This window comes from Dermacoccus sp. Tok2021 (assembly GCF_019895135.1).
Taxonomy (GTDB): domain Bacteria; phylum Actinomycetota; class Actinomycetes; order Actinomycetales; family Dermatophilaceae; genus Dermacoccus; species Dermacoccus abyssi.
In genome coordinates, this window is the sequence record NZ_JAGTHU010000016.1 from 66,693 (window position 1) to 90,280 (window position 23,588).

General features: G+C 68.6%; 22 protein-coding genes. 5 read left to right on the top strand and 17 right to left on the bottom strand.

Annotation, left to right across the window (positions count from 1 at the left end):
- The first annotated feature begins 60 nt into the window (after positions 1 to 60).
- Both K9D12_RS10445 and K9D12_RS10450 read left to right on the top strand, forming a co-directional pair.
- Positions 61 to 633 (top strand): PH domain-containing protein, encoded by a 573-nt coding sequence (locus K9D12_RS10445; RefSeq protein WP_165357848.1) that lies wholly within the window; start codon positions 61 to 63, stop codon positions 631 to 633.
- A complete protein-coding gene (locus K9D12_RS10450; protein WP_165357847.1) occupies positions 630 to 2,807 on the top strand; it encodes an MMPL family transporter in 2,178 nt (725 codons plus the stop codon). The genes K9D12_RS10445 and K9D12_RS10450 overlap by 4 nt, the downstream gene beginning before the upstream one ends.
- 60 nt (positions 2,808 to 2,867) lie before the next feature.
- Here K9D12_RS10450 and K9D12_RS10455 read toward each other — a convergent pair whose 3' ends face one another.
- Both K9D12_RS10455 and aspS read right to left on the bottom strand, forming a co-directional pair.
- Positions 2,868 to 3,467, bottom strand: coding sequence for an HAD-IA family hydrolase (locus K9D12_RS10455; protein ID WP_129663269.1), 600 nt, complete (start codon positions 3,465 to 3,467; stop codon positions 2,868 to 2,870).
- A 76-nt stretch (positions 3,468 to 3,543) separates the two neighbouring features.
- Positions 3,544 to 5,367 (bottom strand): aspartate--tRNA ligase, encoded by a 1,824-nt coding sequence (aspS, locus tag K9D12_RS10460; RefSeq protein ID WP_129663267.1) that lies wholly within the window; start codon positions 5,365 to 5,367, stop codon positions 3,544 to 3,546.
- A gap of 301 nt (positions 5,368 to 5,668) precedes the next feature.
- On the opposite strand from aspS, the gene K9D12_RS10465 reads away from it, so the two are divergent.
- On the top strand, positions 5,669 to 6,478 hold the full coding sequence (locus tag K9D12_RS10465) for a hypothetical protein (protein WP_129663265.1): 810 nt from the start codon (positions 5,669 to 5,671) through the stop codon (positions 6,476 to 6,478).
- On the opposite strand, the gene K9D12_RS10470 is transcribed toward K9D12_RS10465, so the two are convergent.
- Positions 6,451 to 6,852: a YchJ family protein gene (locus K9D12_RS10470; protein WP_129663263.1), complete on the bottom strand. Its 402-nt coding sequence runs from the start codon at positions 6,850 to 6,852 to the stop codon at positions 6,451 to 6,453. The two genes, K9D12_RS10465 and K9D12_RS10470, sit on opposite strands and share 28 nt — an antisense overlap.
- Positions 6,853 to 6,948: 96 nt before the next feature.
- On the opposite strand from K9D12_RS10470, the gene K9D12_RS10475 reads away from it, so the two are divergent.
- Positions 6,949 to 7,941, top strand: a complete 993-nt coding sequence (locus tag K9D12_RS10475) for an asparaginase (protein ID WP_129663261.1) — start codon at positions 6,949 to 6,951, stop codon at positions 7,939 to 7,941.
- Here K9D12_RS10475 and mnhG read toward each other — a convergent pair.
- The 14 genes from mnhG to K9D12_RS10545 all read right to left on the bottom strand — a co-directional run bounded on the left by mnhG (position 7,932) and on the right by K9D12_RS10545 (position 22,337).
- Positions 7,932 to 8,306 (bottom strand): monovalent cation/H(+) antiporter subunit G, encoded by a 375-nt coding sequence (gene mnhG, locus K9D12_RS10480; RefSeq protein ID WP_047312672.1) that lies wholly within the window; start codon positions 8,304 to 8,306, stop codon positions 7,932 to 7,934. The genes K9D12_RS10475 and mnhG overlap by 10 nt on opposite strands.
- On the bottom strand, positions 8,303 to 8,587 hold the full coding sequence (locus tag K9D12_RS10485; protein WP_047312671.1) for a monovalent cation/H+ antiporter complex subunit F: 285 nt from the start codon (positions 8,585 to 8,587) through the stop codon (positions 8,303 to 8,305). The genes mnhG and K9D12_RS10485 overlap by 4 nt, the downstream gene beginning before the upstream one ends.
- Complete coding sequence (locus tag K9D12_RS10490) at positions 8,584 to 9,171, bottom strand: Na+/H+ antiporter subunit E (RefSeq protein ID WP_129663259.1); 588 nt, start codon at positions 9,169 to 9,171, stop codon at positions 8,584 to 8,586. Before K9D12_RS10490 ends, K9D12_RS10485 begins: the two co-directional genes overlap by 4 nt.
- Entirely contained in the window at positions 9,168 to 10,859 is a 1,692-nt protein-coding gene (locus K9D12_RS10495) for a Na+/H+ antiporter subunit D (protein WP_129663257.1), read from the bottom strand. Before K9D12_RS10495 ends, K9D12_RS10490 begins: the two co-directional genes overlap by 4 nt.
- Positions 10,856 to 11,293: a Na(+)/H(+) antiporter subunit C gene (locus K9D12_RS10500; protein ID WP_047312668.1), complete on the bottom strand. Its 438-nt coding sequence runs from the start codon at positions 11,291 to 11,293 to the stop codon at positions 10,856 to 10,858. Before K9D12_RS10500 ends, K9D12_RS10495 begins: the two co-directional genes overlap by 4 nt.
- Positions 11,290 to 14,160 carry a Na+/H+ antiporter subunit A gene (locus tag K9D12_RS10505; protein WP_129663255.1) on the bottom strand — a complete coding sequence of 957 codons (2,871 nt, stop codon included), beginning with the start codon at positions 14,158 to 14,160 and terminating at the stop codon, positions 11,290 to 11,292. Before K9D12_RS10505 ends, K9D12_RS10500 begins: the two co-directional genes overlap by 4 nt.
- 117 nt (positions 14,161 to 14,277) lie before the next feature.
- A complete protein-coding gene (locus K9D12_RS10510; protein ID WP_118912543.1) occupies positions 14,278 to 14,943 on the bottom strand; it encodes an NUDIX hydrolase in 666 nt (221 codons plus the stop codon).
- A 76-nt stretch (positions 14,944 to 15,019) separates the two neighbouring features.
- Positions 15,020 to 16,657, bottom strand: coding sequence for a CTP synthase (locus K9D12_RS10515; RefSeq protein WP_223060173.1), 1,638 nt, complete (start codon positions 16,655 to 16,657; stop codon positions 15,020 to 15,022).
- Between the two features lie 19 nt (positions 16,658 to 16,676).
- Positions 16,677 to 18,437, bottom strand: coding sequence for a DNA repair protein RecN (gene recN, locus K9D12_RS10520; protein ID WP_223060167.1), 1,761 nt, complete (start codon positions 18,435 to 18,437; stop codon positions 16,677 to 16,679).
- 80 nt (positions 18,438 to 18,517) lie between these two features.
- Positions 18,518 to 19,423, bottom strand: coding sequence for an NAD kinase (locus K9D12_RS10525; RefSeq protein ID WP_129663251.1), 906 nt, complete (start codon positions 19,421 to 19,423; stop codon positions 18,518 to 18,520).
- Positions 19,420 to 20,244: a TlyA family RNA methyltransferase gene (locus tag K9D12_RS10530; RefSeq protein WP_223060168.1), complete on the bottom strand. Its 825-nt coding sequence runs from the start codon at positions 20,242 to 20,244 to the stop codon at positions 19,420 to 19,422. The genes K9D12_RS10525 and K9D12_RS10530 overlap by 4 nt, the downstream gene beginning before the upstream one ends.
- A complete protein-coding gene (locus K9D12_RS10535; protein WP_047312662.1) occupies positions 20,241 to 20,462 on the bottom strand; it encodes a hypothetical protein in 222 nt (73 codons plus the stop codon). Before K9D12_RS10535 ends, K9D12_RS10530 begins: the two co-directional genes overlap by 4 nt.
- Positions 20,459 to 21,430, bottom strand: coding sequence for an HAD-IIA family hydrolase (locus tag K9D12_RS10540; RefSeq protein WP_322612216.1), 972 nt, complete (start codon positions 21,428 to 21,430; stop codon positions 20,459 to 20,461). The genes K9D12_RS10535 and K9D12_RS10540 overlap by 4 nt, the downstream gene beginning before the upstream one ends.
- A complete protein-coding gene (locus K9D12_RS10545; protein WP_223060169.1) occupies positions 21,423 to 22,337 on the bottom strand; it encodes a tetratricopeptide repeat protein in 915 nt (304 codons plus the stop codon). The genes K9D12_RS10540 and K9D12_RS10545 overlap by 8 nt, the downstream gene beginning before the upstream one ends.
- On the opposite strand from K9D12_RS10545, the gene K9D12_RS10550 reads away from it, so the two are divergent.
- Complete coding sequence (locus tag K9D12_RS10550) at positions 22,284 to 23,363, top strand: hypothetical protein (protein ID WP_223060170.1); 1,080 nt, start codon at positions 22,284 to 22,286, stop codon at positions 23,361 to 23,363. The genes K9D12_RS10545 and K9D12_RS10550 overlap by 54 nt on opposite strands.
- Positions 23,364 to 23,588 lie beyond the last annotated feature (225 nt).

A 23,588-nucleotide genomic window follows, 5' to 3' on the forward strand; every position in this document is an offset into this window, starting at 1 on the left:
AGGTGGACCCGGCAGCACCCCGCTAGAGTTGGGCCGCCAGAACGAGAGCGGAGATGCACCATGTCCCAACCGAGCGGGGTCAATGCGACCAGGCAGCGCTTCAACGTCTACATCGGCTGGATCGGGGTCGTCATCGGAGCGCTCCTTGCCGTGGCCGGGGCCTTCTCCCACAGCGGACGCCCGATGCTGTACTTCGGCGCCGCGTTCGCCGCGCTCTCGTTCTGCGTCATGGCGCGTCCGAGCCTGCGCTTCACCGCGGACGCCGTGATCGTGAGCAACGTCGTGCGTGAGGTCACTCTTCCGTGGGAGGGCATCTCCCACACGGATTCGCGGGGAAGCCTCGTCATCCACGACAACGACGGTGGCCGCACGACCGTCTGGGCAATCGGCTCCCAGAAGGCACGCAGTGACCGTGACATGCAGACCTCCGGCGCCGCGGGCTCGTGGCGCCCCGAACCCGGATCCCTGGTGGAATTGCCGACATCGTCACGTGCGTTGCGCGAGGCCCTCAATGCAGAGACCGTCGACAACCCCACCGGCACCCCGTCGGGCAAGTCCGTGCGTTTCCTCCCGCTCCCGACCGCACTCATGGTTCTTGCCGTTGTCTGCGTCGTCGTCGGGATTCTTGCGTGACCACCCGAACCCCCCAGGGCGGGCGCTACGGACACTTCGTCGCCCGTCGCGCGAAGTGGATCGCACTCGCGTGGCTAGTCGGCGTCGTGCTCGCTTTCGCCGGCACGAGCGGAGCCTTCGGCGGGGGCGGACTCTTCGGGCAACTGCAGCAGAAGGAGCCGTACGTCCCCGGTGAGTCCCACTTCGGCAACGACAAGCTCCTCACCGGTGACAGGGCCGGCGGCAGCGTCCTCGTGCGCATCGACGGTCTCGACCGATCCGAGCAACGCTCCCTCGGCCCGCCCCTGCAGAAGGAGATCGACGCTGCCCCGCGCACGAGGTCCGTCGAGTCGGCCTTCACCCCCGCGGCTCGGGATCCGCGAGTGGCCGCGGTGTACACCTCGAAGTCCGCCCCACAATCGGTCGTTTTCGTCGCGAACCTCGAGCCGGGTTTGGCCAAGGCCGATCAGGAGAGGGCCTCCAGCGAGGTCACTCGCCGCGCGAAGGCCGTCGTCGGCGATGCCGGCACCGTCCGCACCGGTGGTTCGGTCGAGGTGCTCAAGCGCATCACCGACCAGGTCCAGGAGGATCTGCGCACCGGGGAGGGAATCGCCTTCCCGCTGACCCTCGTCGTCATGGTCATTGTCTTCGGCGGCTTCATCGCAGCGGGCCTGCCTCTCGCGGGTGCGATCTCCTCCATCGGTGGCGGTCTGCTCGCCCTCTTCGGATTCGCCCAGTTCACCGAACTCGACGCCACCGTCGTCAACATCGTGACGATCCTGGGCCTCGGCCTGTCCATCGACTACGGCCTGCTCATCGTCGGGCGATTCCGCGAGGAACTGTCACGCGTGGGTGGTGACGAGCGTGAGGCTCGGGACCTGAGCGACGCGGAGCTCGATCTCGCGACGGCTCGCACGCTCTCCACAGCGGGACGTACCGTCCTGTTCAGTGGCCTGACAGTCGCCATCTCCGTGTCGGGTCTGCTCCTCTTCCCGGCCTCGGTGACGAAGGCGGTCGGTCTCGCAGGCCTGTCCGTCGTTGTCGTCGCGTGCTTTGCTTCCCTCACTCTCGTCCCCGCATGCGCCCGCCTCGCGGCACGCCGACTCGCTCGCAAGCGTGTCGCGCCGGACGCGGACACGGGTCGTTTCGCCTCGCTCGCCCACGGGGTGCAACGTCACATCTGGGTCTCCATCGCCGCTGTCGTGGCCGTGCTCGTGCTGCTCGCCACTCCCCTCGCCGGCCTGCGTCAGGTCAGTTCCACCGGCGCCATGCTGCCCAAGGAGGACACGCAGCGGGTGCTCCTCGCCGATCTGCGCCAGGACTTTCCCGCACTCGCCGAGCCCGCGGTCACCGTCGTCGCGAAGACCGACGTCGCGACCGCGAGCGCCTGGGCCACACGGGACGTTGCGAAGGTTGAGCACGTGAGCGGGATCAACCCGACGCGCGATCTCGGCGACGGCTATGTCGCAGTCGGTGTTCGCGTCGCCGGTGCGACGCCGTCCAACGGGCGAACCGGCCAAGTCGTCGATGCCCTGCGCTCAGACCGCCCTGAGTTCGACACCTGGGTGACGGGTCAACAGGCGAAACTCGACGACTACAGCAAGGCCATCACCGCCCGCGCTCCTCTCGTAGCACTCGTCGTCGCACTCGCGACGCTCGTCCTGCTCTTCCTCATGACCGGTTCGCTCGTGCTCCCGCTCAAGGCGTTGATCTTCAACGCGCTGTCACTGGCAGCGAGCCTCGGCGCCATGACGTGGATCTTCCAGAACGGGCACTTCGAAACCCTGCTCGGCTACACGAGCAACGACGCCGTCGAATCCACCGTGCCCGTCATTCTCTTGGCGTTCGGGTTCGGCCTCGCCATGGACTACGAGGTCTTTCTCCTGTCACGCATCGTCGAGGCGCACGAACAGGGCGACGACGACGCGCGAGCCGTGGCCGTCGGCATCCAGCGATGCGGCCGGATCGTGACGAGCGCCGCTCTGCTCATGATCATCGTCATGCTCGGCTTCGCCGCGGCCAAGATGATCGTCGTCAAGCAGCTCGGCGTCGGACTCGCGCTGTCGATCGCGCTCGATGCGACGCTCGTGCGCATGATCCTCGTCCCCGCGACGATGACGCTCATGGGCCGGTGGAACTGGTGGGCGCCGGCGTTCCTCAAGCGCTGGCACGCCAGGTTCGGCTTCACTCACTGACCGACGGAAACCACCAGATGAGTCGCGATGCGGACTCATCGGGTGGTGCGTTGGCGAAAATCAGTCGGGCAGGAGCCCTTCATTGCGCAGCGCAGCTCGAAGGCTCGCGACGTTGTCACTCGCGTCCACGAGGTGCGAGCGCAGACCCACGCCGGACGCGGAGCGGACGTTGGCCGGTGAGTCGTCGACGAAGACGCAGTCACCCGGCTGCAGGCCGAGGGTCTCGAGGACGCGGACGAAGTACTGCCCCGCCGGTTTGGCTTCTCCCACCTCGCAGGAGAAGAAGTAGCCGTCGAGGCGGTTCGCGTAGCGTTCACGCATTGCCGCAACCCGGACGTCCTGCTGGTTGGTCGTGAGGTAGCACCGGTACCCGAGCGCGCGTAGCTCGTCGACCACGGACAGAGCCTCCTCGTCGAGGTCGAAGCGTCCCCACAGCGTCAGGGTGTCGTCGACATCGATGTCGCTGCCGACCGCCTGCGCCGCGGCGAGGAGCGCCTCACGCATCGTCATCTCCCCGCGCATGGCGGGCCGCTCGTGCTCGAAGACGGCCGCGGGGAAGGCCGCTCCCCCGACGTCGGCCAGGGCGGCCTCCCAGTCGTGGGACGGGTGCTGCAGCACGCCGTCGGCGTCGAGAAGGACAGCTCGCGGGGATGAAGTCATGCGACCCAAACTATCGCCCGGAAAAGGGGCGTGCCCCGCCACCCACAGGGGATGACGGGGCACGAGCGGCCGTCGATCAGGACTGCGTGGGCGAAACCTCGTCCGGTGCAGCCGGGGAAGCTGCTTCCTTCTTCGGCTCGGGCTTCGCGTCGATGCCGGCCTCCTTGCGCTGCTGCGCAGTAATCGGGGCGGGCGCAGCCGTCAACGGGTCGTAACCGCCACCGCTCTTCGGGAAGGCGATGACCTCACGGATCGAGTCGACACCCGCGAGCAGCGACACGATGCGGTCCCAGCCGAACGCGATACCGCCGTGCGGCGGGGCGCCGAAGCTGAAGGCCTCGAGGAGGAAGCCGAACTTCTCCTGTGCGTCCTCCTGCGACAGGCCCATGACCTTGAACACGCGCTCCTGGATGTCGCGGCGGTGGATACGGATCGACCCGCCGCCGATCTCGTTGCCGTTGCACACCATGTCGTAGGCGTAGGCGAGCGCCTCGCCCGGGTTCGTGTCGAACGTGTCGAGGTACTCGGCCTTCGGCATGGTGAAGGCGTGGTGCACGGCGGTCCACTTACCCGCACCGACGGCCACGTCGCCCGAGGCGACAGCGTCAGCGGCCGGCTCGAACAGCGGTGCGTCGACGACCCACAGGAAGCTCCACGCGTTCTCGTCGATGAGCTCGCAACGCTTGCCGATCTCGAGGCGCGCCGCACCGAGCAGAGCCCGCGAGGCCTTCGTGGCGCCGGCGGCGAAGAAGATGCAGTCGCCCGGCTTCGCGCCGACGTGCTCGGCCAAGCCGGACGTCTCGGTCTCGGAGAGGTTCTTCGCCACGGGCCCGGTGAGCGAACCGTCCTCGGCGACGAGGACGTACGCGAGACCCTTGGCGCCGCGCTGCTTGGCCCATTCCTGCCACGCGTCGAGCTGTCGACGCGGCTGGCTCGCGCCGCCCGGCATGACGACGGCGCCGACGTACTCTGCCTGGAACACACGGAACGTCGTGTCGGAGAAGAACTCGGTGCAGTCGGTGAGCTCGTTGGCGAAGCGCAGGTCAGGCTTGTCCGAGCCGTACTTCGCCATGGCGTCGGCGTACGTCATGCGCGGGAACGGCGTCGGCAGGTCGACACCGATCGTCTTCCACACCGCCTTGGCGATCGACTCACCGAGCTCGATGACGTCGTCCTGCTCGACGAAGCTCATCTCGATGTCGAGCTGCGTGAACTCGGGCTGACGGTCGGCGCGGAAGTCCTCGTCGCGGTAACAACGCGCGATCTGGTAGTAGCGCTCCATGCCGGCCACCATGAGCAGCTGCTTGAACAGCTGCGGGCTCTGCGGCAGGGCGTACCAGCTGCCCGGCGCGAGACGTGCGGGCACGAGGAAGTCGCGAGCGCCCTCGGGCGTGGAACGGGTGAGCGTCGGGGTCTCGATCTCGACGAAGTCGCGCTCGCCGAGCACGGAACGCGCGGCCTGCGACACCTTCGAGCGCAGACGGAGCGCGTCGCCAGGAGCCTGACGGCGCAGGTCGAGGTAGCGGTACTTGAGGCGGGCCTCTTCGCCGACGGTGATGCGCTCGTCGATCTGGAACGGCAAGGCAGCAGCCTCGGAGAGAACCTCGATCTCGTCGGCAACGACGTCGACCTCACCGGTCGGCAGGTTCGGGTTGACGTCCTTCGCCTCGCGCGCGGTGACCTTGCCGGTCACCTTGATGCAGTACTCGGAGCGCAGGCCGTGCGCGGCGCCGGTGAGCACCTCGTCGCGCGCGACGACCTGGACGACGCCCGAGGCGTCACGCAGGTCGACGAAGGCCACGCCACCGTGGTCGCGTCGCTTGGCCACCCAGCCGGTGAGGGTGACGGTGTCACCGACGTTCGACTGGCGCAGGGTTCCGGCTTCATGGGTACGAAGCATGATGTTCCTTTCGGGTCGGTCCACGACGGGTTCACCCGGAAAGATGCTTGCGATACCTGCGACCGGGTGCGCCCACGTGGGGGCAGCCCGGGAGGTGTGGGCGGGGGCCAGGTCGCGGTGCCACCACACCTTCGCCGAAAGAACTTCGGCCTCTCGTCGGTGTCGCCGGACGCGCGTGCTGTTCGCCGAGTCTTCGAAGAGGCTCCGGTGGGTCGTCACGCCACCACGAACAACGCTTCTCATTCTAGGTGACGCGCGGCGATGGCCGCACCCGTGATTCCGCCCGGCCTAGTCTGGCGTCATGGACGTCGACGTAGTGCGCCGGGCCGCTGCGGCCATCGTGTGGGAGCCCGACTTCGCGGAGGTGGTTCGCACCGACGCCTTCACCCTGGTGAAGTACCCGATGTGGCTGCAGCAGCACTGCCAGGCCCACCGCCTCACCTCGCGCTCCCCCGCTGACGACGTCATCGACGCCGCGTTGGCGCAGGCGCGGTCCTGGAGCCGCGACACGGTGTGGTTCTGCGGCCTGAGCAGCGCCACCCCGAACCCTTCACTCGAGCCCAGGCTCCTCGAGCGGGGCGGGCATGTGGCCGAGACGTTGTCCGTGCTCGCACTCGATCTGAGCGAGGGCGTGCCGGACGTACCGGTGCCGGACGACGTGTCCACCGAGCCCGTCACCACACCCGACCTCGTGAAGGCCTGGGATGCCGTGAGCGATGAGGCGTTCGAGAACGAGACCCCGAACGACGAGGACCCCGACGTGAGGGCTCGGGCGTGCCAGGAGGAGTACGACCAGGGGCGCGGCGGCGTCTTCGTCACGGTGCTCGACGGCCGACCGGCTGCCTCCGGCGGCATGACGTTCTACCCCGACGATCGCCTCGTTCTCCTGTGGGGAGGATCGTCGACGAAGGCGGCGCGCGGGCGCGGGGCCTACCGCGCGAACCTTCTCGCCCGTCTTCGGCGCGCACACGAACTCGGGTATGCACATGCCGTCGTCAAGGGGCGGGTGACGACGAGCGCCCCGATCCTCACGCGGGTCGGGTTCGTCGACCTCGGCCGGGAGCGAGTTGTCGCTCTCGCGAGTCAGCCGAGTTCGTCGCCGTCGACGTAGAACCAGCGCCCGCCGCGGCGAGCGAAGCCTGAGTGTTCGCGAACGGCGCCTCGCTCCCCCGCGTCCGTACGGAAGTGGGCGGCGAAGTCGACGGTGCCTTCGCTGTCGTCAGGCCCTCCTGCTTCGGTGCCCAGCACCTCGAGACCCAACCACGTCACGCCGTCGAGGTCGGCCACCTGCTCCGGCCGGGTACGCGGGTGCCATGTCCGCCACAGGTGGTCGGCATTCCGACGGGCGAACGCCGTGTACCGCGATCGCATGAGCTGCTCGCACGTCGGGGCGGGCTCGCCGTCGTCGACGAAGGGTGCGCAGCAACGCGCGTAGGAGGTCTCGGCGGCGAAGCCACCGCAGGGGCATAGCTCCTCGGCATTCATGCGTTCGAGCCTAGTTGTCCTGCCCGGTCGTGTTGTTCGGGCCGGCTGACCCGGCCCCATCGATGGGCCGCGACACGGGCCGGTAGCCTGACGCCCATGACGGCACGGGTGACGATGTACTTTCTCGGCGGCACGATCAGCATGTCCTCCGCGGACGGTCACTCGGTACGGCCGACGCTGAGCGGAGACGACCTGCTCGCCGCCGTTCCAGGCCTCGATCAGGTGGACGCCGAGGTCACGGCCGAGCAGGTCGCTCGCGAACAAAGCGGCTCACTCACCTACACTCACCTGCTCACGGTTTTCGAGCGCGCCCGATCGAGCGATGCTGGCGGATTCGTTCTCGTTCAGGGAACCGACACCCTCGAAGAGTCGGCCTACCTGCTTGATCTTCTCTGGGACGACCCGCGACCCTTCGTCGCCACAGGCGCCATGCGAAACCCGACGATGGCCGGCGCCGACGGCGCAGCGAACCTCCTCGCGGCCGTGCGTGTCGCAGCTTCCCCCGAGGCGCGCGAAAGGGGCGCCTTCGTCGTCTTCGCCGACGAGATCCACGCGGCGCGCCACGTCACCAAATCGGACACCGCGTCCATCTCTACCTTCCGCTCCCCCAACACCGGCCCCGCCGGTCGCGTGCTCGAGGGGCACGTCCACTTCTTCTCTCCGCCGGGCGCGCGCTCTGCGCTCGGCGCCGACGTGTCGAACGTGACGACGATGGACGTCGAGGTACCCGTCCTCGTCACCGGCTTCGGGCAGTCGGTCCGCACGCTGGAGGCCGTCGCTGACGGTGCCGATGCCCTCGTCCTGGCCGGCTTCGGCGCGGGCCACGTTCCGGGGTGGTGGGCCGAGGCGGTCGGCGCCATCGCCGAGCGCATGCCCGTCATCATGACGAGCCGTACGCACTCCGGCCCGGCCCTCGTCGAGACGTACGGCGCCGTCGGGGCGGAGGTCGATCTCCAGCAGCGCGGCGTCGTCATGGGCGGCTATCTCGATGCACTCAAGGCGCGCCTGCTCGTCAGCGTGCTACTGGCCGCGGGCACAGACCGTGAGCAGATCGAAGCGGCCGTGCGTCGGCAGGGCGGCTACCGCTGATCCGGAACGTCCCCTTCGTCGGCTCGCCCCTGCGGGCGGTCCTCGGACAGCTCGTCCACGACGAGGCGTTCTTCCCCGCGGTTGTCGGTACGCACCGCGGCACGCCCGATCATGTGGCTCGCGACCGGTGAGGTGACGAGCTGGAAGATGATGACGAGGGCGAGCAGCCCGAAAGCTTCCGGCTCACGCAGCCGCAGCGCGACGCCGAGCAGGACGAGGCCGAGCCCCAGCACCTGAGGCTTCGTCGCGGGGTGAGTGCGGCTGAGCAGATCCGGCATCCGGACCTGCCCGATCGCGGCCACGAGCGCCAGCAGCGAGCCCGTGATCATGCAGATGGCGGCAACGACGTCGAAGAACGTGGTCATGCTCCGTCCTCCTCGTCCTCGATGTCGTCGAACCCTCGGATGTAGCGCGCCACGGAAACCGAACCGGTGAAACCGAGCAGCGCGAGCACGAGGAGGGTTGGCAGGGTGAACAGGTGCTGGTTCCAGGCGGCTTCAACCGCGAGGCCACAGATGACGATCGAGATGAGCACGTCGAGCGCGACGCTGCGGTCGAGCATCGTCGGGCCCATCGTGACGCGGGCGAGCGTGAGCACGGCTGCAGCCGTGAGGACGACCACGCACACCAGGTAGACGGCGTTCATCGCTCGGTTCCTCCCTCACGGACCGGTCGGTCGCTCCGTTCGTCGATGTCGTGGGCGTACCCACCGATGGCCGCGACCACGCGCTCTTCCTGCTCGAGCACCCGCTGACGGAACTCGTCCGCTTCCTCGGCGCTGTTCACGTCGAGGACGTGCAGGTAGAGCGTGTGCCGCGCGCGGTGGACGTCGACGACGATGCTTCCGGGGATGAGCGAGGTCATCTGCGCGACCACCGTGAGGACGAAGTCCGACGGCGTCGCGAGTTCCACCCGCACGATGGCGTTCGTCAGCGAGGACGCCCCGGGGCGAAGGGCCGTCCACGCGACCCGCACGCTCGAGACGACGACGTCGACGACGAACTTTCCGACGAGCACGGCCAGAGCCACGGGGCGCGGCCGCAGATGCAGGTGCAATGGCGGCATCGGGAAAGCGATGACGACGACGGCACCTACGAGCGCGCCCGCGAGGATGTTGAACAGGCTGAACTCGCCCCAGAGCAGACACCACACGACGGCCAGCGGCACCATGGAGGGCCAGACCGAGCGCACTCGGCGACGACGCCCGGACGGCGACTGTCGATCACTCATCGGTCGTCTCCCAACACCGCGTTGACGTACGGCGTACGCGCCTTCATGTCGACAGAGGCACGTTCGGTGAGGCCGAAAAGCGGTCCAGCCACGACGGTGAGCGCGATCGAGAAGGCGACGAGCGCCGTCGTCGGCCACATGAGCGTGCGCGGAGTCGCGCCTTCACGGGCGTGGAGCGGTTTGTCGTAGAGGTCGTCCACCTCTTCGTCCTCCTCCGTCGCGCCGGCAGCGAGCGCGACGTCCGTCGGCATGACCCGGTCCGCCTCACTGGCGTTCTTCTCGACGGCCCGCTTCGTGATGTGTCGAAGGGACGGCTCGTCGTGTTCGGCCGCTGCCTCGTTGAGCGCCTTGGACATTTCGCGCGCCTGTTCCTCACTGCGCCAGAAGGCGAGCGCCCACGCCTTCGCCATAGCGTAGAGCGTGAGAAGGCTCGTCACGACGGCGCCGCCGACGAGGACGTAGGCCGTGGCCGAGCCGTCTGCGACGGCCGCCTGCAGGAGTCCGATCTTGCCGAGGTAGCCCGACAGCGGCGGGATGCCCGCGAGGTTCATCGCCGGAATGAAGAAGAGGATCGCGATGAACGGCGCGGTCTTCGCCAAGCCGCCGAGGCGCAGCAGGCTCGTTGTTCCCGTGCGGTATTCGATGAGCCCCACGACGAGGAACAGCACGGTCTGGATCGTGATGTGGTGCACGACGTAGAACGTGGCCCCCGCGAGGCCCTCGGCCGAACCGAGAGCGATGCCCAGGATCATGTAGCCGATGTGACTGACGAGCGTGAACGAGAGCATTCGCTTGACGTCCGACTGCGCGACCGCGCCGAGGATGCCGACGAGCATCGTGGCGAACGCCGTCCACAGCAGCAGGTTCGACAGCGGGCTGTCGGGGAACAGCAGTGTCTGGGTGCGCAGGATGGCGTAGACACCCACCTTCGTCAGCAAGCCGGCGAAGACGGCCGTCACCGGCGCGGGCGCCGTCGGGTAGCTGTCCGGGAGCCAGAACGACAGCGGGAACACAGCGGCCTTGATGGCGAATACCGTGAGCAGCAGCAGTTGCAACGTGAGGGCCACGCCGTCCGGCAGGTCGCCGAGGCGCTCGGAGAGCTGCGCGAAGTTGAGCGACCCCGTCGCGGCGTAAACCGCTGCGATGGCGATGAGGAACAACGCCGACGACACCATGTTGATGACGACGTAGATCGTGCCCGCCCGGATCCGGCTCTCGGTACCACCGAGGGTGAGCAGGACATAGCTCGCGAAGAGCAGCATCTCGAAGCTGACGAACAGGTTGAACAGGTCACCCGCGAGGAAGGCGTTCGAGACGCCGGCGACGAGCACCATGAACGTCGGGTGATAGATCGAGACCGGAGTGCTCTCGTCGTCCTCGCTCGCGCCGCCCTGGGCCAACGAGTACACGAGGACCGCGAGGGTGACGATGGCCGACACGAGCAGCATGAGCGCCGACACGCGGTCGGCCACGAGTGCCAGGCCGAGGGGCCGCGGCCACGAACCGAGCCACGCGACCTGCGGTCCGTGCCGGTCGGCGGCGACGAGGAGCATCGAGGCGATGGCCACGACGGCGACGAGGACGCTCACCGTAATGGCGCGCTGTACCCGGGGGCGACGCGAGAACATCAGTGCGGCGCCGCAGCCGAACAGCGGCAGCAGAACGGGAAGGGGGACGACGTAATTCATGCCTTCTCCTCGGGTGCGGAGTCGTCGTCGTCCGGACCACCGGTCGTGAGGTCGTAGCTGTCGGAGGCCTCGTCACGCAGGGCGCGACGACGGATCGCGGCGTCCTCGACGTCGTCCTGGACGTCGTCGTGCCCGTTGAGCTGCCAACTGCGGTAGGCCATGGCCAGGGCGAACGCCGTCGTACCGAGAGCGATGACGATGGCGGTGAGGACGAGTGCCTGCGGAAGCGGGTCGGTCATGTCCTCGGCCGACACCTTGCCGGCGACCGGCGGATGCCCCGAGGGCCCCGCAGCGACCATGAACAGAAGGTTCACCCCGTTGCCGAGCATGAGCAGCCCGACGAGGACGCGCGTCAGGCTGCGCTCGAGCAGCAGGTAGACACTGACGCCGATGAGGCTCGCCGCCGTGATGATGAGGGTCAGGTTCGCGCTCATCGAGCCACCTCCGCGTTCGCCGCGTCGTTGTCGCGTTCCTCGGAGATGATCTGACGGTCGATCCGCGAACCGAACGTGCGCAGCAGATCGAGGATGAGCCCGACGACGACGAGGTAGACACCGATGTCGAAGAACAGCGACGTCACGAGGTGGTGGTCACCGAGGAGCGGCAGGTGGACGTCGTACTGGTAGCTCTCCAGCACAGCGCCGCCGAACGCCAGCGGCGCGAGGCCCGAGCCCGCCGCGATGACGAGACCGACGCCCAGGAGTGTGCCCGCGTCGATCGGCGCAGCCTCGTCGAGCTCGTACCGGCCGCCCGCGAGGTAGCGCACGACGAGGGCGAGCCCCGTGACGATGCCGCCGGCGAACCCGCCACCGGTGAAGTTGTGGCCTGCGAACAGCAGGTACACACCGACCATGACCATGGCTGGGAACACGAGACGCGTGACGACCTCGAAGATGATGGAACGCTTCTCCGGCGCGAGTGTGCTCGGCCCGGAGAGCCACGAGCCGCTCGTCTTCGGTTCCGCCGCGTGGTGCTGGGGCAGGTCCCCGACGCGGCGAATCGTTGAGCGGCGCGTTCCGATGAAGAGCAGGCTCGCCACACCGGTGGCCGCTGCCACGAGCACGGAGATCTCCCCCATCGTGTCCCACGCACGGATGTCGACGAGGGTGACGCTGACGATGTTCTTGCCGCCGCCGAAGTCGACGCTCGCCTCGGGGAAGCCGACGGAGACGGGCTGCGCGGTGCGGGCGTTCGTCGCGACGATCATGATGCCTGCGACCGCGGCACCGACGGCGAGGCCGAGCAGGGCGCGCACGTAACGCTGCGCCGACAGCGGCCGATCGGTGAAGTAGGTGGGCAGACGGCGCAGGACGAGCACGAAGGCGATGACGCTGGCCGTCTCGACGAGCACTTGGGTGAGGGCGAGGTCGGGTGCGCCCTGCAGGACGAAGAGGACGGCGCAGCCGTACCCCGTCACACCGACGAGCAGCGCAGCGCGAAGGCGCCGACGCGCGCGGGCGGTCATGATGGCCGCGAGGACGACGACGAGTCCGGCCGCCGCCTGGGCCGGCGTGTCCCACACGTGGACCTGGACGTCCGGCGTCCACGCCATGAGCATGGCGACACCGGGGAACGCGAGAAGGACGACCAGCGTCACCGCGAGGTAGGCGCTCACCGAACCACGCTGCATGAAACCGGTGACCTCGACGGAGAGGCGGTCGACGCCGTGCATGAGCGAGAGGTAGGCGCGCTGCGCACTCCACGGCTGGGCGACCTTCGCCTGCGCATGAGCGATGGGGCGGCGCGCGACGAACATGAGCGCACCACCGACCAGGGCGAGGACCGACAGTGCGAGCGGAAGGCCGAGCCCGTGCCAGAGAGCCAGCTTCGCCTCGTGGGCCCCCGGCGGGAACTGGTGGGTGTACCCCTCGAGCGACTTTGTCAGCGGCCCGCCGAAGAACGCGACACCGAGGCTGAGGACGGCGAGGACGACGGGTGAGGCGAGGAAAGCGGGGCTGGGAGTCTTGAAGTCCGTGGCCTCGACGCCAGGCTTGTCGGCGAAAGCGCCCCAGAGGAATCGCAACGTGTAGGCCGTGGTGATGATCGAGCCCAGGACGACTCCGGCGAGCACGGTCCAGGCCGCCACCGGTCCGAGGCCGGTTCCGTCGCCACCGGCCGTCACGTCGACGAGGGCGGTGAGAACGCTCTCCTTGGCCACGAAGCCCAGCAGGGGCGGGAAGCCGACCATCGATGCGCCGGCGATCGCGGCCGCGGCGAACAGCACCGGCGAACGGCGCCCGAGGCCCGAGAGGGTGCGCAGGTCACGGTTTCCAGCGTTGTGGTCGATGATGCCGACGACGAGGAACAAGCAGGACTTGAACAGCGCGTGGGCCAGGAGCAACGCCACACCGGCCAGAGCCGCCGCGCGGGTGCCGACACTGAGGACGACGAGGAGGAACCCCAACTGGCTCACGGTGCCGTAGGCGAGGATCAGCTTGACGTCGCACTGCACGAGTGAACGCCAGCCGCCGACGAGCATGGTGAGCACACCGAGGGTGAGGATGCCGGCGCGCCAGCCGGGCACACCCGCGAACGTCGGGGCGAGCAGGGCCACGAGGTAGACGCCCGCCTTCACCATCGAGGCGGCGTGCAGGTAGGCACTCACCGGGGTCGGGGCCGACATGGCACCGGGCAACCAGAAGTGGAACGGCACGATGGCCGACTTGCTCAGAGCGCCGACGAGCACGAGCATCACGGCCGCCGTCAGCAGGCCGCTGGCAGCCGGCGGGTCGGCGAGGATCTCGGAGATACGCATCGTGCCGGCGAGGTGACCGAGCATGAGCATGCCGACGAGCATCGCGAGCCCGCCGAACGTCGTGACGATCAGCGCTTGCATGGCTGCCAGGCGCGCCGAGCGCTTGGTCATGTCGTAACCGATGAGCAGGTAGGAGAAGACCGTCGTCATCTCCCAGAAGACGTAGACCATGAGCAGGTCGTCGGCCAGGACGAGGCCGAGCATCGAACCGGCGAACGCGATGAAGGTGGCCGCGAACGAGCCGACACGGTCGTCGTCATGGAAGTAGGAGGCGCAGTAGAAGAGGACGAGGGCACCCACGCCGGCCACAACGAGGGTCAGCAGCCACTGCAGGGCACCCATCCGGAACGCCAGATCGGTTCCGAGTGAGGGAATCCACGAGACGGTCTGGGTGACGGGGGCGGCGCCCGGCGCATTGAGCACGGCCCAGACGAAGGTGGCGAGCGGCACGATCGCAAGGGCCATGAAAACCTTGCGCCCGAGGGCGCGCGCCATCGCCGGCGCGGCGAGCGCAGCCAGGAGATAAACGGAGATGAGAAGGATCACGCGAGAACCTCGAGACGACGTTCGGGAGGGCCGGCGGGTGGGTGGAGCGGAAGGGACTTCTTGGGTCGGGATGCGAGGAACCGCGGCCATGCGGGCCGCACTCAGGCACCCGCGGCGTCAGGAGACCTTCGGGTGGACCTCCCACGGTGAGTCGGCGGGTCGCAGGTCGTTCCACCCGTTCGCGCGTGCGACATTCGCGGCGAACGCTCCCATGAGGAGGGTCGGATTGTGGATGCGGCCCGCCATGGCCGCGGCGACGACATCGTCGAGCGACACCCAGGCCGTCGGCATGTCGAGCTCTTCGTCCTCGCGCTCGAAACGGTCGTCGGCAGCGACCTCGCTCACGTCCCGGGCGAGGTAGATACGCAACTGCTCCGACAGACCGCCCGGCGAGGAGGCGTAGTCGATGAGCAGGTCGAGGCGCCCGGCTCGCAGGTCGGCCTCTTCGTAGAGTTCGCGCAGTGCCGCTTCGTGCGGAGGTTCGCCGTCGACGTCGAGCAGACCCGCAGGAATCTCCCACTCGCGGGCACCGATCGGGTGGCGGTACTGCTGAATGACGAGCACCTCTTCGGCGCCGGCTTCACCACGCAGGGCGAGAACAGCGACGGCGCCAGGGTGGTCGACGAAGTCGCGGGTGACGCGACCGGCGTCGCCGAGGTCGGCCTCCTCGGACAGGACGTTCCAGACCCGGCCTTCGTAGACGCACTCGCTATGCGTGACGGGCGCCTTGGCGTACTCGTCGACGAGGTCGTCGCGGGTCATCCGTCCGTGCTCGCTCGTCATGAGGGGATTTTCTCACAGAACGGTCGGTGCCCGCCCCATATGTCCAGGGGCAGGCACCGACCGGTTCGCTTGCGGCTCAGCCCTTCTTGCGCTCGAGCGCCGCCTCCACGAGACCGGCGAAAAGCGGGTGCGCCCGGTGCGGGCGCGACTTGAACTCGGGGTGCGCCTGCGTCGACACGTAGTACGGGTGGACGTCCTTCGGCAGCTCCACGAACTCGACGAGGGTGCCCTCGGGCGAGGTGCCGGAGAAGACGAGACCCGCCTGCGCGATGTCGTCGCGGTAGTCGTTGTTGACCTCGAAACGGTGACGGTGACGCTCGCTGACGTCCGTGGCGCCATAGGCCGTGGCTACGATAGAACCCTCCGCGAGCTTCGCGGGGTAGGCACCGAGACGCATCGTGCCGCCGAGGTCGCCCTCGCCCTGGACGTAGGACTTCTGCTCCTCCATCGTCGCGATGACGGGGTGGCTCGTGTTCGGGTCGAACTCCGACGACGAGGCGTCCGCGATACCGGCGACGTTGCGGGCGTACTCGATGACCATGCACTGCAAACCGAGGCAGATGCCCAGGGTGGGCACCTTGTTCTCACGTGCCCAGCGCAGAGCGCCGAGCTTGCCCTCGATGCCGCGCACGCCGAAGCCGCCGGGGACGAGGATGCCGTCCACTCCCCCGAGCGCCTTCTGCGCGCCGGCCTCGGTCTGGCAGGTGTCGGAGGCGACCCAGCGGATCTTCACCTTGGTGTCGTGGTGGAAGCCACCGGCACGCATGGCCTCGGTCACCGACAGGTAGGCGTCGGGCAGGTCGATGTACTTGCCGACGAGCGCGAGCTCCACCTCGTGGGCCGGCGAGTGAACGTGGCCGAGCAGCGTGTCCCACTGGGCCCAGTCGACATCACGGAACGGCAGGCCGAGACGGCTGATGACGTAGGCGTCGAGGCCCTCGGCGTGCACGACCTTCGGGATGTCGTAGATGCTCGGCGCGTCGACGGCAGCGGCGACTGCCTCGGAGTCGACGTCGCACATGAGGGAGATCTTGCGCTTGATGCCCTCGGGAATCTCGCGGTCCGCGCGCAGCACGAGGCCGTCGGGCTGGATACCGACCTGACGCAGTGCCGCGACGGAGTGCTGCGTGGGCTTCGTCTTGAGCTCGCCGCTCGGTCCGATGTAGGGCACGAGGGAGACGTGGAGGAAGAAGACGTTGTCGCGGCCCACGGCGTGGCGGACCTGGCGAGCGGCCTCGAGGAACGGCAGCGACTCGATGTCGCCGACGGTGCCGCCGATCTCGGTGATGATGATGTCCGGAGCGTCGGGGCCGTTGGCCTCGGCGCGCATGCGGTCCATGATCTCGTTCGTGATGTGCGGGATCACCTGCACGGTGTCGCCGAGGTACTCGCCGCGACGCTCCTTGGCGATGACGTCGGAGTACACCTGGCCGGTCGTCACATTGGCGCGACCGTGCAGGTTGACGTCGAGGAACCGCTCGTAGTGCCCGATGTCGAGGTCGGTCTCCGCACCGTCTTCGGTGACGAACACCTCACCGTGCTGGAACGGGTTCATCGTTCCCGGGTCGACGTTGAGGTACGGGTCGAGCTTCTGCATCGTGACGCTGAGGCCACGTGCGCGAAGGAGTCGGCCGAGGCTCGATGCCGTCAGGCCTTTTCCGAGGGAGGAGGCAACGCCCCCGGTGACAAAAATCTGCTTCGTCGTCTGATCCACCACGGAATGCCAGCCTACGTCATCGAACGGGGGCGGGCGAGATCGCCTCGCGACGAATCGCGTCGGAGGAGGCAAGGAGTTGCTTCGCGTGCTCCACCGCAACCGCGCTGGAGGCGTCACCGCCCAGCATTCGCGCCAGTTCTTCGTGCCGGGCCTCACCTGTGACGCTCGTGACACCACTTTCCGTCACGGCACCGTCGTGCGACTTGTGCACGACGAGGTGGTTGTCGGCGAACGCCGCGACCTGGGCGAGGTGCGTGACGACGATGACCTGTGCCTGTTCGGACAGTTTGGCCAGACGCGCGCCGATGTCGACCGCCGCCTCACCGCCGACACCGGCATCGACCTCGTCGAAGACGAACGTCGGCACCTCGCCCGTGCTGCTCACGACCTCGAGCGCGAGCATGACGCGGGAGAGCTCACCACCGGAGGCAGCCTTCGTCACCGGCTTCGGAGCCATGCCCTTGTTCGCCGCGAGCAGGAGCGCGACGTCGTCGATGCCGTGTTCGGTGGGCTTCACGATGCGCCCGTCCCCCAGCTCGAGGCCGGCTTCGGCCTCGTTGAGCGTGACGGCGACTTCGAGGCGCGCCGAGCCCATGGCGAGGTGGGCAAGCTCGGCGGTGACATCTTGGCCGAGCTTGGTAGCGGCCTCAACGCGCGCATCGTGCAGACGAAGCGCGAGGTCGGCCACCTTCGGCGTGAGTGAGGCGATCTCGGCGTCGATGGCCGAGACACGGTCGTCGGAGCCTGCTAACGCCTCGGCCTCGACTCCCGCTGCCGTGCGCCAGGCGACGACATCGGAGAGCTCGGGACCGAACGCCTTCATGAGGGCCGTGAGGGCCGCGCGACGCTGGTGCACGTCGGCAAGCCGCGCCGGATCCATGTCAATACCGGAGGCGTACCCCGAGACGTCGGCCGCGAGGTCGGCGGTCAACGTCTGGATCTCCTTGAGCCGGGTGACGTACTCACCCAGTGAGGCGTCCAGCGACACCGCCGAGTCGAGCACACTTCGTGCGTGCGCGAGCAGCGCAAGAGCGTTGGGCTGGTCAGGGTCCGTCTCGTCACCGGCAAGTGCGCCGGCGGCCCCCGTGCCCGCCGCGAGGAGATCCTCGGCGTGGGTGAGCCGCTCGCTCTCCGCGGCGAGTTCGACGTCTTCCCCCTCCACGGGCTCGAGCTCGTCGATCCGTGCGATGCCGGCCTCGAGCATCGTGAGGCGCTGCGCGCGCTCTTGAGCCTTCTGCGTCAGTTCACGCCGTTCGGCCCGAAGAGCCTTCAACCGGACGAAGCCTTCGCGGTACTGCTCGGCGAGAGCGGCCAACTCGGCACCCGCGAACGAGTCGAGCACCTCACGGTGTTCCTCGGGACGCTTGAGACGCCACTGATCGGCCTGACCGTGCACGGCAACGAGGTCGTGGCCGACCTGGGCCAACACCGACGCCGGCACGCTGCGCCCGGCGACATGAGCTCTGGACCGGCCTCCCGCAGCCACTGTGCGCGAGAGGATGAGTTCCTCGTCGCCGTCGAACTCGAACTCGTCGCGCAGCGTCGCGAGGGCAGCGTGGTCGTCAGGCAGGTCGAGGAAGCCCTCGACCACGGCACGCTTCTCCCCCGTGCGTACACGATCGGCGTCGGCGCGCTCGCCGAGGAGCAACCCCAGGCCGGAGACGACCATCGTCTTGCCTGCGCCGGTCTCACCGGTGACGACGTTGAGGCCCGGGCTCAGCTCCAACGTGGCGTCGGCGATGACACCCATGTTGCGAATGCGGATCTCCTTGAGCACGAGACCACTCTAGGGAGCCGACCGACCGATCGTCGTTCGAACACGCATTCGATTGGAGATTTCGCTCCTGGCGAACGATCTCAGGCGCGCGAGCCGCGCCACCCCGAGACCGAGAGGTCGAACTTGCGCACGAGACGATCCGTGAACGGAGCGGAGCTGAGACGCGCCAGGCGTACCGGCTTGGCACTCGCCACGACGTCGATCCGCGCACCGTCGGGCAGATCGAACGAACGTCGCCCGTCACACCACAACACTGCCTTCCCCTGCGCCCCCGGCACCAGTTCGACCGCGAGCCGAGCGGCCGGGCTGAGCACGAGGGGGCGCGCGAAGAGCGCGTGGGCGGAGATCGGCACGAGCAGGATGGCCTCGGTGTCGGGCCACACGACGGGCCCGCCGGCGCTGAAGGCATAGGCAGTCGAGCCCGTGGGGGTCGCGATGACGACGCCGTCCGCTCCCCATGTCGACAGCGGTCGTCCGTCGATCTCGACCGTCAGTTCGAGCATTCGCTCGCGTTCGGCTTTCTCCACACTGGCTTCGTTGAGAGCCCAGCCGCGGTACAGCTCGGTGGGGTCGTTCCCGCCGGACGAGGCGACGACCTCGAGCGTCGCCCGCTCCTCCACGCTCCAGCTGCGTTCGATGATGCCGCCGGCGATGCGGTCGACGTCCTCCATCTCGGCTTCTGCGAGAAAGCCGACGTGGCCGAGGTTGATGCCGAGCAGCGGCATGCCGGTGTCACGGCAGATCTCTGCTGCACGAAGGATCGTTCCGTCGCCACCGAGGACGACGGCCAACTCGCACCCCTGCGGCAACGTACCTTCGGCGAGCGTGACGACGTGGTCACGCTCTCGGATGCCGAAGGCCGTCAACTCGTCGGCGAATCCGACGACGGTGATGCCCTGCTCGGTGAGAGCGGACACGAGCCGCTCGGCCACGTCGAAGGCCTCAGGACGTCGCGAATGGCCGATGAGCAGAATGCGGCGGCTCATGTGTCGTCCCTCCCGGTGAGCTGGTCGATGGTGGTGCGCAGGGTCTCGTCGTCGAGGCCGCTGCCTTGGTTCACACGGCGCAACCACACGAGGTATTCGTGGTTGCCGTGCGTACCCACCATGGGGCTCCACGCTATGCCATGGACGACGAGCGAAAGCCCGGTGGCCGTGGCGAGAACGCGTTCGAGACTCTCACGGCGCTGATCGCGCGACGTGACGACGCCGGTGCGCCCCAGACGTTCGCGGCCGACCTCGAACTGCGGCTTGACGAGCACGACGAGATGCCCGGCCTCCGCCAGGAGGAAGTTCATATGCGGTAGCGCCAAAGTGAGCGAGATGAAGGACAGGTCACTCACGACAAGATCGAAAGGAGAGCCGTCCACCTTGTCGCGCGAGACGACGTCGCGGATGTTGAGGCCCTCGAGATCGGTGACGCGAGGGTCGCTCTTGACTGGTTCGGCCAGTTGTCCGTGGCCCACGTCGAGCGCCACGACATGCGTCGCACCACGCTCGAGCAGCACCTGGGTGAAGCCACCCGTGGAGGCTCCGACGTCCACGGCACGTGCACCGGCAACGGCGCCCGCGAAGTCCGGGAAGGCCTCGAGCGCGGCAAGGAGCTTGCGCGCTGCGCGCCCGACGTAGGGGTCACGCTCCTCGCTCGTCGTGACCACGTCCGCATCTGCGACCTGGGTGGAGGCCTTGCGTTCGATCTGCCCGTTGACGGCGACACTGCCGCGTGCGAGCGCCTCCTTGGCCTGGGCCCTCGAACGCACGAGACCCCGCTCGACAAGCGCCGCGTCGAGCCGGGTCTGGCCGCTCACGATCCCGCCTCCTGCAGGCGACGCTGCAACTGTTCGTGCACCGCCTCGGCGGCCTCGATGACGCCGCCGGCGTCCTCGCGCGCACCGTCGACGAACTCCTCGGTGGACTTCGACAGCGTCTCGAGCGCCGCATCGACAGCCCCGTCGTGCTGAGTTTCCCCACCGCCCGCGGGACCGCCTGCGCGATTGAGGTCGCGCGGGGAAGGAACGGCCGTCATGCCGAGCGCACCGTGAGGTCCGTGAACCGATGACGGGCGCCGTCCGCGTCGAGCTCGCCGGCGTCGACCTCGGCCCACGTCGCGCGCAGCAGCGCGCGCGCCTGGGACCAGGTCAGGGCGTCGTGCGAGGTGCCGGGGGCGGAAGGGTCCTCGTCGTAGGGCTTCGCCAGGGACCGCAGGTCTTCGACGACGAACGTGGGCCGACGCTCTGGGGCCGCAGCCGCCGCATCGGCAAGATCGTGCACGCCGGTGAGGACGAGCACGGAATCCATACCCGCACGCACGGCGCCCTCGATGTCGGTCTCAAGCCGGTCGCCGATGGCCAGTACCTGGTGCGCGTCGACGCCGCTGCGTCGCGCTGCCATCTCGTACATCGTGGGCATCGGCTTGCCTGCCACCTCCGGGTCCACGCCGACAGCGTTGCGTACCGCGCCCACGAGCGAACCGTTGCCCGGCGCGACTCCACGGTCGGTGGGGAGGGTGAGATCGGTGTTCGTCGCCATCCAGCGTGCCCCGCCGGCGACGGCGAAACCCGCCTCCGCGAGGTCACTCGCACGCACCTCGGCTCCGTACCCCTGGAGTACGGCCTCGACCGGCGTGCCGTCCCGGGCCTCCTGGGGCGACACCGGCGTCAAGCCCGCCTCGGTGAGCGCGACACCCACACCGGCGCCCCCGACGGCGAGCACCCGAGCTCCCGCCGTGAGCGACCCCGCCAGTAGGTAGGCACCCGCTGCCGAGGAGTTGACGACGTCGGCGTCGTCAACCACGAGACCGAACTCACGCAGGTGCCCCGCGACCTCGGCCGGGGTACGCGACGCGTTGTTCGTCGCATAGACGACGTGGGCACCGTTGTCTGATGCCGCCACCAACGCCTCGACAGCGTGCTCGATCGGCTCGGGACCGGCGTACACGACTCCGTCGAGATCGCAGACGATCGCCGCGTACCGAGCGATCAACGCATCAGCCACGAGAGCTGCCGTCGTCGAACGTCGCGCGAGGAACGCTGCGCTCTCCGGAGGACTCCGCCTCCTGGGCGTCAGACTCGACGATGCCGTCGCTCACCGCATGCTTGTTGGCCGCAGCATCTGCGGGCACCTCGGTCGGCTCAGCAGATGTGGCCTCCGGGGGCTGCGGCTGCACCGCCCCGTACTCGGACAGGTCGATCTCGGCAAGGCGCGGGTCCTGCTCGTCCTCGTCCTCGGGCGTGAGGTCGGTCAGCTCGAAGCCGTCGATCTGGTCGATGCGGTCACCCGCGTCCGTCTCACCGTCCCGGTCGGCCTCGTCGGCCTTGACGAACCACTCGCGCGCCTCGTCCGACTCGCCGAGGTCCATGAGGGCATCGGCGTACGCGTAGAACAGACGGGCTGCCCACGGCTGGGTCGTGGCCTTCTGTAGCGCCGGAAGACGCAGGCCGACGACCGCCGCACGCGCCTGGCCCATGTCGCGACGGACACCCGACACGACGATGGCCAGCTCGATGTTGTCCGCCTCCGGCAGGCGCTGGGCCTCCGGAGAGTTGGCGAGCTCGAGGGCGCGCTCGTAGCGGCCGAGGCCGCGCTCACAGTCGACCATGTACGGCAGCAGGTGATCGGAACCCGACAGACGGCGAGCCGTGCGGAACTCCCGCAGCGCCTCGGCGTACTCACCCGTGCGGTAGAGCACGAGACCGAGGGCCTCGCGGGCCGCCGGAACTCGGCCGGCCCGCGACACCGCGTGCTGCGCGTGGTCCAGAGCCTTCTCCGGGTTCTCCTCGAGCAGTTCGGCTGCGGCCACGAGGTGGCGCGCCACGCCTTCAGCGTTGTCCTTGCTCAGCGTGCGCAGTTGCTGACGCACCGACTTGTCGAGCTCGTAGCCCGTGATCTCCTCCGGCAGCATCGGCTCGGGACGACGACGGGGACGCTCGTCACCGGTCGCCTTCGCGTCCCAGCTGCGCGGGCCGCGGATCTGGCTCTGCGCGTCCGACCAGCCGGCGCCGCGGTCACCTCGACCGTCGAACCCGCCGCGACGCTCGAAGCCGCGGCCGCGATCACGTCCGCCGTCGCGTCCCCCACGCTCGAAGCCGTCCCGTCGGTCGCGGGAATCGAAACCACGCCCGCGGTCGGAGGAACCAACGCTGCGCCCACCCGAGCGCGCGCCGTCGCGGTCGCCGAAGCCCCGGCGCTCTCCGTCACGTCCGGCCCCGGCCCGCTCGTCACGTCCGCGGAAGCCCCCGCGGTCGCCTCGCTCACGAAAACCACCGCGTTCGTCACGACGGCCATAGCCACCGCGGTCCTCGCGGCCGCCGAATCCACCGCGCTCAGAGCGCTCGTCGCGCCGGCCGTAGCCCCCACGATCGTCGCGGCCGCCGAAGCCGCCACGACCAGTGCGCTCGTCGCGGTTGCCGTAGCCCCCGCGCTGCGGACGATCGTCACGACGCCCCTGGAGCTCACGATCTTCACGGCGCCCGTAGCCTCCGCGTTCGCCCTGCGTCCCGCGGGAGAATTCAGCCTCCCGGCGATCGAAGCGACGCTCCCCGTCACGGGAGTCCGGCCCGCGGTAACCACCCCGCTCGCCCCGAGAGTCCTCGCGACGTGCACCGCCTCGGTCATCACGTCGATCAAAACCACCTCGGCGTCCGTTGTCATCCCGGGAACCGCGGTAGGCACGCTCATCGGATCGACCGTAGCCCCCACGATCGCCATAACCGCCCCGGCGCTGGTCGTCTCGGGAGGCACCGCGCGACGACTCACGGAAGCCGTCCCCGCGTCGCTGACCTTCACCACGCGATTCGTCGCGGCGATCCGAACGGTAGGTGTCGTCACCCCGACGCTGATCACGAGAACCGTCGCGCCGCGGAGAGTCACGACGATCCGAACGAGCGCTGGACCAACGCTGGCTTCGCTGGCGCTCGGCGCCCTCTGAGGATGCGTTGTCGTTGCGCTCTTCGGACATGGTTTCCTTTCGGTTGGTACGACGACTTCATCGTCGCACAGGCCTCCGACAACCGCGGCCCGGCCGGCTATGGAGCCGAGTACCAACACGTCGAAGCAAAGACTTTTTGGGTATGCGAAAAAGGGGGTTCTCGAACCTGAACCATAGTCGGTGTGGGCCGAGCCGTTGGGCTACAAGGCCGTCACACGTGTGACA

Coding starts and splice junctions, on each gene's coding strand:
- K9D12_RS10445 (WP_165357848.1), top strand. CDS start 61: ATGTCCCAACCGAGCGGGGTCAATGCGACCAGGCAGCGCTTCAACGTC.
- K9D12_RS10455 (WP_129663269.1), bottom strand. CDS start 3,467: ATGACTTCATCCCCGCGAGCTGTCCTTCTCGACGCCGACGGCGTGCTG.
- aspS (WP_129663267.1), bottom strand. CDS start 5,367: ATGCTTCGTACCCATGAAGCCGGAACCCTGCGCCAGTCGAACGTCGGT.
- K9D12_RS10465 (WP_129663265.1), top strand. CDS start 5,669: ATGGACGTCGACGTAGTGCGCCGGGCCGCTGCGGCCATCGTGTGGGAG.
- K9D12_RS10470 (WP_129663263.1), bottom strand. CDS start 6,852: ATGAATGCCGAGGAGCTATGCCCCTGCGGTGGCTTCGCCGCCGAGACC.
- K9D12_RS10475 (WP_129663261.1), top strand. CDS start 6,949: ATGACGGCACGGGTGACGATGTACTTTCTCGGCGGCACGATCAGCATG.
- mnhG (WP_047312672.1), bottom strand. CDS start 8,306: ATGACCACGTTCTTCGACGTCGTTGCCGCCATCTGCATGATCACGGGC.
- K9D12_RS10485 (WP_047312671.1), bottom strand. CDS start 8,587: ATGAACGCCGTCTACCTGGTGTGCGTGGTCGTCCTCACGGCTGCAGCC.
- K9D12_RS10490 (WP_129663259.1), bottom strand. CDS start 9,171: ATGAGTGATCGACAGTCGCCGTCCGGGCGTCGTCGCCGAGTGCGCTCG.
- K9D12_RS10495 (WP_129663257.1), bottom strand. CDS start 10,859: ATGAATTACGTCGTCCCCCTTCCCGTTCTGCTGCCGCTGTTCGGCTGC.
- K9D12_RS10500 (WP_047312668.1), bottom strand. CDS start 11,293: ATGAGCGCGAACCTGACCCTCATCATCACGGCGGCGAGCCTCATCGGC.
- K9D12_RS10510 (WP_118912543.1), bottom strand. CDS start 14,943: ATGACGAGCGAGCACGGACGGATGACCCGCGACGACCTCGTCGACGAG.
- K9D12_RS10525 (WP_129663251.1), bottom strand. CDS start 19,423: ATGAGCCGCCGCATTCTGCTCATCGGCCATTCGCGACGTCCTGAGGCC.
- K9D12_RS10535 (WP_047312662.1), bottom strand. CDS start 20,462: ATGACGGCCGTTCCTTCCCCGCGCGACCTCAATCGCGCAGGCGGTCCC.
- K9D12_RS10545 (WP_223060169.1), bottom strand. CDS start 22,337: ATGCTGCCGGAGGAGATCACGGGCTACGAGCTCGACAAGTCGGTGCGT.